This window comes from Cupriavidus sp. HMR-1, from assembly GCF_000319775.1.
Taxonomy (GTDB): Bacteria; Pseudomonadota; Gammaproteobacteria; order Burkholderiales; family Burkholderiaceae; genus Cupriavidus; species Cupriavidus metallidurans.
In genome coordinates, this window is record NZ_ANKP01000155.1 from 1 (window position 1) to 13,543 (window position 13,543).

Sequence of the window (13,543 nt, forward strand, 5' to 3'; positions counted from 1 at the left end):
AAGGCGTCGCGCGTGCCGGGCGCATCGAGCGCGGACAGCGCACGCGCGTAAAGCAATGCGGGTTCGGCCTGGTCGCGCGCCTGCGGATGCGCGGCAAACAGCTTCTCAAGCGTCGCCTGCGCATCGGCATGGCGGCCCGTGGCAACCTGGGCGCGCGCCAGCCCCTCAAGCAAGGCCGAATCGGACGCAAACGGGCCGTTGGCTGCAGCCTGATAGTGCTCGAGCGCCTCGGCCGCATTGCCCACTTCCAGCAAGGCAGCGCCCAGGCGCATGCGGTGATCGACAGTCGGCGCCCGGTCAAATGCCTCGCGCGCTTCGCGCACGGCCCGGTTCGGATCGACGATTTGCTTGATCGCCCGCGACGCTGCCCGCGCCCCGCGCGAATCGCGCAGGCTCGGCAAGTAAACGGCGAAGAAATAGACGATGCTGCCCAGGCCGGGGAACAGGAATAGCAGCAGCAACCAGTACATGTTCTGGTGGGTGCGAACGGCGTGCACGGCGAAGAAAATCGCCACGATCACGTGCAGGCCGATGCCGCCGATACCGAGATTGGACATATCAAATCAATCCTGAAGAAGAACGACCGGAAGAATGCATGGCCGCGATTGTGACAGATGCCGAAGGAAGCCAGTAGGACAGCGGCGATGGCACTAAAGTTTTGCCGGCGCCGGCCGATCAACGGATAGGCTCTCTTCCGATCGGAAACCAGAACATGACATCTATCACCAGCGTTACACCGCAGGTCTTCACCGCCAGTGGCGCCGCAGTCACCACTTCGGCGTCGCAGGACGGCACGGACAGCACGGGCAAGGCCAGCGCACAGGATTCCAGCGCGTCGGCAAACGGCCGGGTAAACGGCGCCGCATTCAGCGGCAAGGCTGGCGGCGCCGGCGGCGCTGCGGGTGCCGGCGGCACGGACAGCTCCAGCAGCAGCGACACCGAATCGGCGGTCATCAAGGCGATCAAGCAGCAGATCGAAACGCTTCAGAAACTGCTGGCCACCCAGATGCAGCAGCTCCAGGCCGCGCAGAACGCCAAGACCGACGAAAGGACCAAGGCGAGCACCGTCGCTACCCTGCAAGGCGCCGTGTCCTCCACCAACGCCGCGCTGTCGCAGGCGTACGCCAAGCTGGCCGAGGCCATGCAGCAAGAGAGTGGCTCGAGCACCGGCGGTGTGGTCAATACGACGGCCTGAGGGGCTCTTCCGCTTCTGGCCGCCAAGCAGCTTCCGGCCAAAAGTTGTCGCTTGACCGGTTATCGCCCGGCAGGCGACAACCGCCTTCCATTCAGCGCAGCAAAGATCACATGTAACACTTCTTGATCTTCATTTAACCAATGAGTTAAATGAGCGCATGCCCAATTCCGACGACCCGCTCTCCTCGGTTTTCGCCGCCCTGGCCGACCCCACCCGTCGCGCGATTCTTGCGCGGCTGGCGGAAGGTGAAGCCCCTGTGAGCGAACTCGCCCGTCCGTTCGACATGTCGGCTCCAGCCATCTCCAAGCACCTGCGTGTGCTGGCCGATGCTGGGCTGATCGAGCGGGAAGTCAACGCGCGTTGGCGCATCTGTCACTTGCGCCCCGGTGCGCTTCGCGACGCGCATGGCTGGCTGGAAACGTATCGGCGGCATTGGGAGGACAACCTCGACAGGCTCGTCGCCTTTGTCGAGCAGGCGCATACCGTCACCGATGACAAGGGGTTCAAGTCATGACCGAAGCTGCTACGTTTCATCTGGAGATGACCCGCCAGATTCGCGCGCCGCGCGAACGGGTCTTCGATGCGTTCACGGACCAGGCGGCGCTCGCGGCCTGGCATTGCCCGCGCGGCATGCGCGTGCTGGAAGCCAGCGCCGATGCACGGGTCGGCGGGCGCTATCGGCTTGTGATGGGTGGCCGTGACGGGTCGCAGCACATGGTCGGCGGCGAGTACCAGAAGATCGACCGCGCCAATTTCCTGGCCTACACCTGGCAGTGGGAAGGTGGCGAGTTGCCCGAAGGCACCCGCACGCTGATCGAGGTGACCCTGACAGACAAGGACGGCGGCACGCTCCTGCACATGCGTCACAGCGGCTTCCCGGACACCGCCACACGCGATGCGCACACCAGCGGCTGGCAATCGGTATTCAACCGTCTGAGCGACTACGTGGATGCCGAAGGCAGCGCGGGTACCGTCACCGTCTATGGCGATGGCCGCAGCACCTATGTCCGCACCGTGCGCATGGCGCTGGCAGAGAAAGGCATTGCGTACAAGCTCGATCCTCTGACGCCGCGGGACCCCGAATTGCTGAAGCACAACCCGTTTGGCCGCATTCCGGCCTTCACCGACGGTCCGCTGGAGTTCTTCGAGACACGCGCCATCCTGAGCTATATCGAGGAAGCATTCGATGGCCCAAGCCTGATCTCGCAGGCCGGCCCCACGGCCCGCGCACGCTGCGAGCAATGGATCAGCCTCATCAACTGCCACGCGTATGACGCCATGGTGCGCCGCTACGTGCTGCAGTACGTCTTCCCGAGTGGCGAGAACGGCCAGCCTGACCGCAAGACGATCGACGCCGCCCTGCCCGACATCGCCAAACAGCTCGATGCGCTCGAGCACGCCTACGGCGGTCGCGATTTTCTGGCGGGCAACACGCTGACGATGGCCGATCTGTTCTTCGCCCCGATCGTGGAGTACCTGGGACGCTTTCCGGAAAGTGCCGCGATGCTGGAATCACGCCCGAACATCCGGCGCGCTCACGCAGCGATGCGGGCACGGCCCAGCTACGCGGCCACACAGCCGAACTTCGGCTAGCCAGAGCCCCAACCAGCGGGTAGCGGAAAGCGGGAGGCGCCGGCCTCCCGCTTTCCCGTCCGTCAGTTGTTCTCAGGCCGTTTCGGCTGAGACGCTGCGCCAACGGACTTGCGCACCTTCGCTACCTGGTCCGCGCTGACCGGCGGCGCCTGATTCCCCCAACTCGTCCGCACGAACGTCAGCACATCGGCGATATCCCGATCCGTCAGACGCTTGGCGAATCCGGGCATCCCGTAGTGCGTCGGGCCGGTCTTCGTCCACGGCATCTCACCACCCACCAGGACGATGTGGATCAGCGACGTTGGATCGTTGCTGTTCACGGTTGAGCTGAGCGCGATCCTCGGGAACGTACTCTCGTAGCCACTGCCACTCGTGCGGTGGCATGCGGCGCAGTTGTCGACGAAAGTCAGCGCGCCGTTGCTGCGATCCGTTCCGGCGCGCAGCTTGTCCGTCGCACTGGCATTCGCCGTCAACACGGCCGCACTGGGATTCACTGGCGCCAGCGTCTTCAGGTATGCCGCAATCGCCGTCAGATCAGCATCGTTCACGTGCTGCATGCTGTTCTCGACCACTTCCGACATGCCGCCGAATGCCGCTGAATGCTTGGTGCGCCCGCTCTTCAGGAACGCGAAGATCTCGTCCTGCGTCCACGTACCGAGACCATCCTTCCCGTCGCCGCGTAGATTCTTCGCCAGGAAGTTATCGATCACGCCTCCCGAGAGATAGGTCTTGCCGTCATCGCTCAGCGCCTTCTCCTGCAACCCCCAGCCACGAGGCGTGTGACAGGCGCCGCAGTGCGCGAGCCCCTCCACCAGATAGCGGCCGCGCGCCACCGGGTCATTGGATACCGGCGGGTCGTCGGTGGCCACCTCCGGGGCGAAAGCCATGCGCCAGAAACGCAATGGCCAGCGCATCGACAGCGGCCATGGAATATCGGTCGCCTTGTTGGCCCGCTCAATTGGCTGCACACCATGCATGAAGTACGCGTATAGCGCCTGCATGTCGGACGGCTTCACCTTCGCATACGAGGCATAGGGCATGGCCGGGTACAGCGTGGAGCCGTCCCTGGCTATGCCGTGGCGCACGGCGCGATCGAAATCGTCGTAGCTGAACTTGCCGATGCCGGAGCTTTTGTCCGGCGTGATGTTGGTCGAATAGATCCGGCCAATCGGCGATTCGATGCCAAGACCGCCTGCGAACGGCTTGCCGTTTTTCGCCGTGTGGCACGCCGCGCAGTCGGCCACCGTCGCGAGATAGCGGCCTCGCTCGACCAATTGCGCATCGGCGCCCGACACTTGCGCGGCAGTCGCCGAATCGCCCTGCCGGTCATCGGCGAACGCGCCGATGGTCCACGCCGACGCCGCCAGCAGCGCCGACACCGCCACCACCATTGTTGCTTTCTTGCTTGCTTTCATGGCCATCACCTCAAGCCTGAACCAGCGGCGCCGGGTGCTTCAAGTACTGCTCGCGGATAGCCTTCGCGGAGTGATAGGCAAGCGCGGCTACCAGACCGGTCGGGTTGTAGCCCATGTTCTGCGGGAACGCCGAGGCGCCCATGACGAACACGTTGTGTACATCCCAGCTCTGCAGATACTTGTTGACCACGCTGGTCTCGGGCGACGACCCCATCACTGCGCCGCCTGTCGTGTGCGTGGACTGATAGACGCGCGTGTCGTAGTGCTGGCCCTTCTTGCGGATGGCCTTGTAGTACGCCTCGGGCTTCATCGCCTTGGCCACCTCTTCCATGCGGGTGCCCATGTAATCCAGCATGGCGTACTCGTTGTCGTGCCAGTCGAAAGTCATGCGCATCAGCGGCAGGCCATTGGCGTCGCGGTACGTCGGATCGAGATCGAGGTACGCATCGCGATACGGCATGACCGAGCCCGAAATGCCGATCGTCATATAGCGCTGGTACGCATCGACCACACCTGCCTTCCACTTGCTGCCCCACGCTGGCGTGCCAGGGACAGTCGGCGTCTGCTTGATGGGCCGGCCGCCATAGCGAATATGGCGAATGCTCGCCCCGCCGAGAAAGCCGAGCGGACCATGATCGAACTGGTCGCCATTCAGGTCATCCAGCCCTACCCCGCCGGCACCCGTCCCGATGAACGGATTGAGCAGCGTTCCCTTGGGCAGCATCACGTTGACCGCGCCGTTCATCTGATACGCGTAGTTGCGGCCAACGACACCCTTGCCGGTTTTCGGGTCATACGGCGTACCGATGCCAGAGAGCAACAGCAGACGCACGTTGTGCAACTGGTACGCCGCGACGATCACGAGATCGGCGGGTTGCTCGACCTCTCGCCCCTGGGCGTCGATGTACAGCACGCCGGTCGCGCGCTTCTTGTCGGAATCGAGCAGGATCCTGGTGACTTGCGCCTTCGTGCGCAACTCGAAGTTGGGTTTCTTCAGCAGGACCGGCAGGATCGTCGTCTGCGGTGACGCCTTCGAGTACATGTAGCAGCCGAAGTCCTCGCAGAAGCCGCAGAAATTGCACGGCCCAAGGCGCACGCCGTAGGGATTCGTATAGGGCTCGGACGTATTCGCCGCCGGTGCCGGGTACGGGTGGAAGCCCGCCTCGCGCGCGGCTTTCTCAAACAGTTGCGCGCCGAGCGAATTCTTCAGCGCCGGGGTCGGGTACTCGCTCGACCGGTGGCCTTCGAGCGGATTGCCGCCCGGCTGGATCTTGCCATTCAGGTTGCCGGCCGTCCCCGACGTGCCGAACACTTTCTCGGCGAAGTCGAAGTGTGGCTCGAGTTCGTCGTACGTGACACCGAAGTCCTGCACCTGCATCCCTTCGGGAATGAACTTCTTGCCATAGCGATCCACGTAGCGGCTGCGCAACTGCAGTTCTTCCGGCAGAACGCGATAGTGCATGCCGTTCCAGTGAAAGCCCGCGCCGCCCACGCCATTGCCAAGCAGGAACGAGCCGTTCTGCCGATACGGCACCGCCAGGTCGTCCACGCCGTGACGGATCGTGACCGTCTCCCGGGAGAGATCCTGAAACAACTCTCCGCGCACGACGTACTTCAGTTCGTCGACGACTTTCGGATACTCGGCATCGGTCGGGGTATCGCGCATCGCGCCACGTTCGAGCGCCACGACGTCGAGCCCCGCATCGGTCAGTTCCTGGGCGAGAATCGCGCCAGTCCAGCCGAAACCGATCACCACGCAATCGACCTTGTCCTTCTTGATCGCCATGCTTATCCCCTCCGTCCGTCGATCGACACCGGACCATAGGGATACTTCACCCCTGGCTGATCGATCCAGTCCGCGAAATCCGCCCGTGCGCCGGGGAAGCCGACCATCTTCCAGCCCACCATGCCCTTGTTGCCGCCGTAGATCGGATCGGCAAAGAAGCCCTCTTTCGTGTTGTTCAGCAGATAGGAGAAGAACGTCCTGACCGGTACCGCATCGAACGAGAGCTTGGCGTGTTCCATCTGGCCAAGCACGCTTTCCTGGTCTTCCTTGGAGAGATCGGCAAATGCCTTGCCGCCGTACTGTTTCTTGCAGTATTCGTCGCAAGCCTTCACGCCGAGACGATATATGTCGCGCGGTGCGAGATTCATCTGGAAGCCAAGCTCTGCGGGCACATCGGGATGAAATGGCCCCTGCATGTACCAGAGCTTGCCGTGCCCGTAGGGCGTGTCCATCTGCCGGTCGATATATTCCGGAACGCCCGCTTTAAGCGCACCCGGCCCCAATTCATCCTCGGGAATCAGCCGGTCGACCGCCGCCTGTACGAATTTCCATTCGTCGGCAGTGAAATAGTTAGGCTTGTAGGGCCCGACATTTCCGGCATTTGCGGACTGCGGCCCGGGAGACTCCGAGCACGCGGATTGTGATATCGCTGCACCTGTCGCAACGGATGCAGCGGGCACGACTGCCAGCATCTGCCGAAAAAATCGGCGACGCGGTTCTTGTTCCTGGGACATGGTCGTCTTCTCGTGTGGGGTACTTCGTGATGCCTTGGGGAAAAAAACGAAACACGTGGTGGAGCCTTGCACCATTAAAGAAACGGTCATACCTGGGCGAGCATGACCGAATCATTGACTTATCAATTGAATATGATAGTCAATGATTCGACCGAGGATTCTGAATATTTCCAGTAGGCGAATTGATTTTTTTGAATCGGGTGCCCGATTTGCGTTGCATCAAATCGAGGTCTCGCCTACGTACGAGCGCGTGTGCCAACCATGCGCTGGAGATGCGCACGGCCGTACGGCAGAATTCAGCGTCGACGGATCAGTCGAGCCAGTCGCGCAGGCTCTCCCAGGCCTTGCGTTTTTCCGCATAGGCCAGCGTGTAAGCCGGGCTGCTCGATGGCAATCGCAGGATCGCATGGCGATCGCCATGGTCCGCAAGCGTCTTCTCGCCGATCTTCGCGGCGGTGCCGCCATTGAATGCGATGGCCTTGAGCGTCGGCAGCGTCGCGATCAGGCCGATCAGATCGTTGCCCTGATGATCGCGGATGCTGCTATCGAGGCTGCCCTCGCGTCGTGCCTCGGCCACAACGTCCCACAGGCCGACGCGATGGCCGAGCAGTGTCTGCAATCTAGCTTCGTACTCGAGGCCGACCAGATCGACGCCGAGCACATCGCTCATCAAATGCCAGAAACGATTCTGCTTGTGCGCGTAATAGCGTGACTGCGCGAGAGAGACTTCGCCCGGCAGGCTGCCGAGCACAAGCACGCGAGTGTGAATGTCGACGACCGGAGGAAAGCAGCGCTTGGTGGTCATCGGGAAGAGGTACTGGAAGCTGGAAAGTCCTGCCCTCCGCCGCGATACCCTTTCCCGTGCACGGGAAGAATGGTCGGGTGAGAGGGCAGGCGTTTCATACGACGATACCGAAACGACGATACTGATCAGGCCAGCAGTCGATTCACCCGCTGCACATAGGCAGCCGGATCGTCGAGCATGCCGCCCTCGGCCAGCAACGCCTGGTCGAACAGCACGCGCACACGGTCGCCGAAGGCTTCGCCATCCGGCAGATCGCGCAGCTTCTTCACCAGCGCGTGTTCCGGATTTAGCTCCAGGATCGGCTGGGCATCGGGCGCCTTCTGGCCTGCCTGCTTTAGCAGACGCTGCAGATAGCCGCTCATGTCGCCATCGTCGGACACCAGGCACGATGCCGAATCGGTCAGACGCAGCGTCACGCGCACGTCCTTGGCCTTGCCTTCGAGCACGGACTTCGCGCGGTCGACCACTTCCTTCCAGTCGGCGCTGGCCTTCTCCTGCTCGGCCTTCTCGGCTTCGTCGGCCAGCGCGCCCAGGTCCAGGTCGCCACGGGCCACCGATACCAGTTGCTTGCCGTCGAACTCGTGCAGATAAGACAGCAACCATTCGTCAACGCGGTCGGTCAGCAGCACCACTTCGATGCCCTTCTTGCGGAACACCTCGAGGTGCGGGCTCGACTTCGCCGCCACCCAGGTATCGGCCGTGACGTAGTAGATCTTGTCCTGCCCTTCCTTCATGCGGCCCACGTAGTCGACCAGCGAGACCGACTGTTCGGCCGTGTCGCCATGCGTGGTCGCGAAGCGCAGCAGCTTGGCGATGCGCTCGCCGTTGCCATGGTCTTCGCCAACGCCTTCCTTGAGCACCTGACCGAACTGTTCCCAGAAGGTCTTGTACTTGGCGCGTTCGGCCTCGTCTTCGCTATCGGCCATCGCCTCCAGCATCGACAGCACGCGCTTGGCGCAGCCCTCGCGGATCGCCTTCACATCGCGGCTCTCCTGCAGCAGTTCACGCGACACGTTCAGCGGCAGGTCCGCCGAATCGACCACGCCCTTGACCCAGCGCAGGTACGCTGGCAGGAGCTGGTCCGCGTCATCCATGATGAACACGCGCTTCACGTACAGCTTCAGGCCGGCCTTGTGATTGCGGTCCCACAGGTCGAACGGTGCGCGCGCCGGGATGTACAGCAGCTGCGTGTACTCGCTGCGGCCTTCCACGCGATTGTGGGTCCAGGCCAGCGGCGCCTCGTGATCGTGCGCGATATGCTGATAGAACGCCTGGTACTGCTCGTCCGTGATGTCCGACTTGCTGCGAGTCCAGAGCGCGCTGGCCTGGTTCACGCTCTCCCACTCGCCGGTGACCTTCTGCTGCTGCGCCTCGGCATCCCATTCCTCCTTGGGCATCCGGATCGGCAGCGAAATGTGGTCCGAGTACTTGCGGATGATGTTCTGCAGGCGGTACGACGACAGGAAGTCGTCCTCGCCCTCGCGCAGATGCAGCGTGATCGTGCTGCCGCGCTCGGCGCGGTTGATCGCATCGATGCTGAACTCGCCATCACCGGCGCTTTCCCAGCGCACGGCCTCGTCGGCGGCAAGACCCGCGCGACGCGTTTCCACGGTGACCTTGTCGGCCACGATGAATGCCGAGTAGAAGCCCACGCCAAACTGGCCAATCAGCGCGGCGTCCTTCTGCTGGTCGCCGGAAAGCTGCTGGAAGAACTCCTTGGTGCCCGACCGCGCGATGGTGCCGAGATTGCGGATCGCCTCGTCACGGCTCATGCCGATGCCGTTGTCGGTGATCTTCAGCGTGCGGGCGGCGGGATCGGCTTCGATCCGGATCGCCAGGTCGGCATCGTTCTCGAGCAGCGCGGGATTCGCGATCGCCTCGAAGCGCAGCTTGTCGGTGGCGTCGGAAGCATTCGATACCAGCTCGCGCAGGAAGATCTCCTTGTTGCTGTACAGCGAGTGGATCATCAGGTGCAGTAGCTGCTTCACTTCCGCCTGGAAGCTCATCGTTTCGTGCGGTGCGGTCATGGTTCTCCTCTTGAAAACGAAAACGGGCGCGTATTTGCCCTGGTCCGTGGGTCCGGACCGGGATCGATGCGTGTGGAAATAGGGATCGGCAGCCGGTTTTTCAAGCCCCGGCGTTGGCGGGCAGGCCAGACAGCCCTGACAGGCCCGACGGGCCGGACAAGCGGTCCATCTGGCCGGCCAGGAACCGGAGCATGCCCGGATCGCTGCTGCTGGCCACGTTGAAGCGCGTCCACGTGGAAGGCATCTGCGACGGCGAAAACAGGCTGCCCGGCGCGAACAGATAGCCTTCCTCGTGCCCGGCCGTGGCGATCACGTTGGTGTCCACGCCGGTATCGGCCCACAGGTAGATGCCCGCATGATTGCCCGGGAAGATGCGCAAACCCAGCCGCTCGAGCTGCTCGCGCGTCTCGTCGCGCGCCCGGTCCAGCCGGCCGCGCACGCGCTCCACGTGCTTGCGGTAGTGCCCTTCCGTCAGCACCTTGTAGACCACGCGTTCGTTGACTTCGGGCGAGGCCATACCGGTCACGAGCTTGCTGTCGGTCAAGGTCACGGCCAGGTCCGGACTGGCGGCGATAAAGCCCACGCGCAGGTTGGCGGCCAGCGTCTTGGAGAAGCTGCCCAGGTAAATCACGCGCTTGAGCTGGTCCAGGCTGGCCAGCCGGGTAGCGGCGTGGCCCGGAGGGCAGAGATCGCTGTAGATGTCATCCTCGACGATCGTGAAATCGTACTGTTCGGCCAGTTGCAGCAGCCGGAAAGCGCGGGCGGCGGACAGCGACGTCCCGGTCGGGTTGTGCAGCACGGAGTTGACCACCAGCAGCTTCGGCCGGTGTGCCTGGACGATCCGTTCCAGCGCCTCCACGTCGGGGCCCTCCACGGTATAGGGCACACCGATCACGTTGGCGCCCTGCGTGGCGAAGCGGGCGAACATTACGAACCAGGCCGGGTCGCCTACCACCACCGTGTCGCCCGGCTGCAGGAACTGGCGCGCGATCAGGTCGAACGCCTGCGTGATGCCGGACGTCATCACGATCTGGTCCGGCGTGACGCCGATCTCCAGTTCTTCGAGCCGCGTGCGCAGTTGCTGCCGCAGCGGCAGAAAACCCTGCGGCGTGCCACTGACCAGGAAATGACTGCCGGGCTGACGGCCCAGGCTGCGCAGCGCGCCCGAGACCAGTTCGCCGTCCAGCCATTCGTTGGGCAAGAAGCCCCAGCCAGGCGCCTTGTGGCTCTCGGCCGAATGGAACATGCTGCGCAGCAGCCAGGTGACATCAACGTTGCGGATCGCCGGCGTGGCCGGTGGCGCCACGGTGGACGCAAGCGGCGTGCGCTCACGGACGTAGAAACCCGAGCCGCGGCGCGATTCGAGATAGCCCAGCGCCACCAGCCGCTCGTAGGCCTCCACCACGGTAAAACGCGAAATGCTCTTCTCGGTCGCCAACTGACGGATCGACGGCATACGCATTCCGGCCCGGAACACCCGTTCGTCGATACGCAGCCGCGCCCACTCGGTCAACTGCTCCACCAGCGTCATCTGGGCCGACGGAATCGGGTCCGGAAGCTGCTCGAGCCCCGTCGCTGGCATCACGAGCCGCAACGGCCGTGTGCCGCCTGCGGCACTGCCAGGATCCCCCCGGCTATCCTTCTGGCTACCTTCCATGTGGCGCTCCCGCAACTGTACTGAAGACGATCTGCTCAACTGTATCGGTACTGTACCGACGAGCTTGACTAACATCAACCGACCATGACACTTGCCATCGACCATCTCGTGATTGCCGCGCCCGACCTGGACTCGGGCGCCGAGTATGTGGCCAGCGCGCTCGGCGTCGCTCCGCAAGGTGGCGGCACTCATCCGCGCATGGGCACGCACAACCGCGTGATGGGTCTCTACGGCGGCCTGTACCTCGAAGTCATCGCGATCGATCCGTCGGCGGCGGCACCTGATCGGCCACGCTGGTTCGGCCTGGATGGCGACCTGATGCGCCAGCGACTGCGCGATGGCCCGTTCCTGGCGCACTGGGCGGCCCGCGTCGAGCGTCCGGCCGATCTGTCGCGCTGGCAGGCGCAGTACCCGGACCGGATCGCCCCCGTCATTCCCATGACGCGCGGCGACCTGCGCTGGCGCCTGACCGTGCCTGACGACGGCAGCCTGCCCGCCTGGACCGGCGAGGCGGCGAATGCGGGCGATGGCCTGTTTCCCACGCTGATCCAGTGGGACGTGGCAAACCATCCGGCAGTCAGCCTGCCGGGCCATGACCTGGCGTTGCGCCGACTGCACGGCCAGCATCCGCACGCGGAACTGTTGCGCCAAGGACTGGCGTGGATCGGCGCCACGGACCTGATCGAGATCGAACAAGGCGACGGCCCGCCTCTGCTGGCCGCCGACATCGAAACCCCAGCGGGCATCAAGACCCTGCGATAAACGACACACACCAAAGGAGCTCCCCCGATGCCCGCCACCACACAAAAGCGCTTCGACGACGACGCCTACCTGGACCACTGCCAGGCCACGGTGCTGGCCGTCAGCGAAGCCGGCATCGAACTCGACCAGACCGTCTGCTACGCGCGTAGCGGTGGACAAGCGGGCGACACCGGCACCCTGACCACCGCCGACGGCCGCATCGTCACACTGGCCGATACCGTCTACGCCGACGACCGCCAGCGCATCCTGCACGTCCCCGCCCCCGACGCTCCGGCGCTGCAGGCCGGCGACCGTGTCGAAGTGAAGATCGACTGGGCCCGCCGCCACCGGCTGATGCGCCTGCATACGTGCCTGCATCTGCTCGGGTCGCTGATCCCGGTGCCGGTGACGGGCTGCGGCATCTCGCCTGACTCCGCGCGCATCGACTTCGACCTGCCCGAATCCACGCTCGACAAGGCCGTGCTGACCGAACAGCTCAACGCGCTGATCAACGCGAAGACGCCGGTCACCATCGACCGCATCACGCCCGAGGAACTGGCCGCCCAGCCCGACCTCGTGCGCACGATCGGCGCGGCGCCGCCGGCCGGCACATCGACGATCCGCATCATCGAGATCCCCGGCGTGGACCGTCAGCCCTGCGGCGGCACGCACGTGGCCAACACGGGCGAGATCGGCGCGGTGGCCGTGACCAAGATCGAGAAGAAGAGCCGCACGAACCGCCGCGTGGTCGTGAACTTCGCATAACAGCGCCCCCGAAACACAGAATATGGAAGCCTGGCTCACGGGGCTCTCGACAGCCCAGTTCCTTGCATTGGTCACGCTGCTCGCGGTGGGCGCCTTCACGCCCGGCCCGAACACGACGATCGCCGCCGTCACCGGCGCCAACTTCGGCCTGCGCGCCACGCTCCCGCATTGCGTCGGGGTGTCGTTCGGCTTCGCCAGCATCGTCGCGCTGTGCACCACCGGCGTCGGCGCGCTGATCCTGGCCAGCCCGATGCTGGCCACCGTGATTCACGTGGTGGGCGTGCTCTATCTGCTGTGGCTGGCGTATCGCATCGCGCGCAGCACGTCGCTGGCGGAAAAGACCGTGCTCAAGCCGATGAATGTCTGGCAATCGGCGGCACTGCAGTACGCCAACATCAAGGCATGGATGCTAGCGCTGGCGGTGGCCGCATCGTATATGGCGGGCGCCCCCTCGCCGGGGCAGCGCGTGGTGCTGGTCAGCGCGATATTCGCGCTGTTCGGCTTCTTCAGCAATGGCGCCTATGGCGTGCTTGGCGCATCGCTGCGGCGCTGGCTGATGGAGGGCAATCGCGTGCGCTGGTTCAACGGCACGATGGGCCTGGCACTGGCGCTGACCGCCGTCTGGATCGCCGTCGCAGGCCAACCGCATTGAGAGCATCATGAAGGACCCGAATCACTCCCCTCCCTCCGGCGGCATGCTGCTGGGCTTCATCGGCGTGGCGATCTTCAGCCAGACGCTGCCTTTCACGCGCATGGCCGTGGCCGAGCTGGACGCGACGTTCGTCGCGCTCGGACGCGCCGTGGTCGCCGCCGCGCTGGCGCTCG

Annotated in this window: 13 protein-coding genes and 1 pseudogene; 7 read left to right on the forward strand and 7 right to left on the reverse strand. The window is 64.2% G+C overall.

Going from position 1 to position 13,543, the window contains the following annotated elements:
• The coding region (locus D769_RS18420) for a tetratricopeptide repeat protein (protein WP_008648069.1) at window positions 1-557 on the reverse strand (557 nt) is incomplete at its 3' end.
• Between the two features lie 155 nt (window positions 558-712).
• Between D769_RS18420 and D769_RS18425 the strand changes: the two genes are divergently transcribed.
• The 3 genes from D769_RS18425 (at window position 713) to D769_RS18435 (ending at window position 2,788) form a co-directional block, all read left to right on the forward strand.
• Window positions 713-1,195, forward strand: coding sequence for a hypothetical protein (locus tag D769_RS18425; protein WP_008648070.1), 483 nt, complete (start codon window positions 713-715; stop codon window positions 1,193-1,195).
• 157 nt (window positions 1,196-1,352) lie between these two features.
• The gene (locus D769_RS18430; RefSeq protein ID WP_008648072.1) at window positions 1,353-1,709 is read left to right on the forward strand and encodes a metalloregulator ArsR/SmtB family transcription factor; all 357 of its coding nucleotides are present in this window, start codon (window positions 1,353-1,355) and stop codon (window positions 1,707-1,709) included.
• Complete coding sequence (locus D769_RS18435) at window positions 1,706-2,788, forward strand: SRPBCC domain-containing protein (RefSeq protein WP_008648074.1); 1,083 nt, start codon at window positions 1,706-1,708, stop codon at window positions 2,786-2,788. The genes D769_RS18430 and D769_RS18435 overlap by 4 nt, the downstream gene beginning before the upstream one ends.
• A 62-nt stretch (window positions 2,789-2,850) precedes the next feature.
• Here the strand turns inward: D769_RS18435 and D769_RS18440 are convergent, their stop codons facing one another.
• The 6 genes from D769_RS18440 to D769_RS18465 form a co-directional block, all read right to left on the reverse strand.
• Window positions 2,851-4,203, reverse strand: a complete 1,353-nt coding sequence (locus D769_RS18440) for a cytochrome c (protein ID WP_040011120.1) — start codon at window positions 4,201-4,203, stop codon at window positions 2,851-2,853.
• Window positions 4,204-4,213: 10 nt separating this feature from the next.
• On the reverse strand, window positions 4,214-5,989 hold the full coding sequence (locus tag D769_RS18445; RefSeq protein WP_008648078.1) for a GMC family oxidoreductase: 1,776 nt from the start codon (window positions 5,987-5,989) through the stop codon (window positions 4,214-4,216).
• Between the two features lie 2 nt (window positions 5,990-5,991).
• Window positions 5,992-6,723, reverse strand: coding sequence for a gluconate 2-dehydrogenase subunit 3 family protein (locus tag D769_RS18450; protein WP_040011119.1), 732 nt, complete (start codon window positions 6,721-6,723; stop codon window positions 5,992-5,994).
• A gap of 310 nt (window positions 6,724-7,033) precedes the next feature.
• Complete coding sequence (locus D769_RS18455) at window positions 7,034-7,528, reverse strand: DNA-deoxyinosine glycosylase (protein WP_008648082.1); 495 nt, start codon at window positions 7,526-7,528, stop codon at window positions 7,034-7,036.
• 125 nt (window positions 7,529-7,653) lie between these two features.
• Window positions 7,654-9,555, reverse strand: a complete 1,902-nt coding sequence (gene htpG, locus D769_RS18460; RefSeq protein WP_008648084.1) for a molecular chaperone HtpG — start codon at window positions 9,553-9,555, stop codon at window positions 7,654-7,656.
• A 100-nt stretch (window positions 9,556-9,655) separates the two neighbouring features.
• On the reverse strand, window positions 9,656-11,212 hold the full coding sequence (locus D769_RS18465) for a PLP-dependent aminotransferase family protein (protein ID WP_008648086.1): 1,557 nt from the start codon (window positions 11,210-11,212) through the stop codon (window positions 9,656-9,658).
• An 84-nt stretch (window positions 11,213-11,296) separates the two neighbouring features.
• Here D769_RS18465 and D769_RS18470 point away from each other — a divergent pair, with 84 nt between their 5' ends.
• The 4 genes and pseudogenes from D769_RS18470 to D769_RS32720 form a co-directional block, all read left to right on the forward strand.
• Window positions 11,297-11,974 carry a VOC family protein gene (locus tag D769_RS18470; RefSeq protein ID WP_008648089.1) on the forward strand — a complete coding sequence of 226 codons (678 nt, stop codon included), beginning with the start codon at window positions 11,297-11,299 and terminating at the stop codon, window positions 11,972-11,974.
• Window positions 11,975-12,001: 27 nt separating this feature from the next.
• Entirely contained in the window at window positions 12,002-12,718 is a 717-nt protein-coding gene (locus D769_RS18475) for an alanyl-tRNA editing protein (RefSeq protein ID WP_008648091.1), read from the forward strand.
• A 22-nt stretch (window positions 12,719-12,740) separates the two neighbouring features.
• Window positions 12,741-13,370 carry a LysE family translocator gene (locus D769_RS18480; RefSeq protein ID WP_008648093.1) on the forward strand — a complete coding sequence of 210 codons (630 nt, stop codon included), beginning with the start codon at window positions 12,741-12,743 and terminating at the stop codon, window positions 13,368-13,370.
• Between the two features lie 7 nt (window positions 13,371-13,377).
• Window positions 13,378-13,543 (forward strand): annotated as a pseudogene (locus D769_RS32720) (EamA family transporter); the annotation flags it as partial.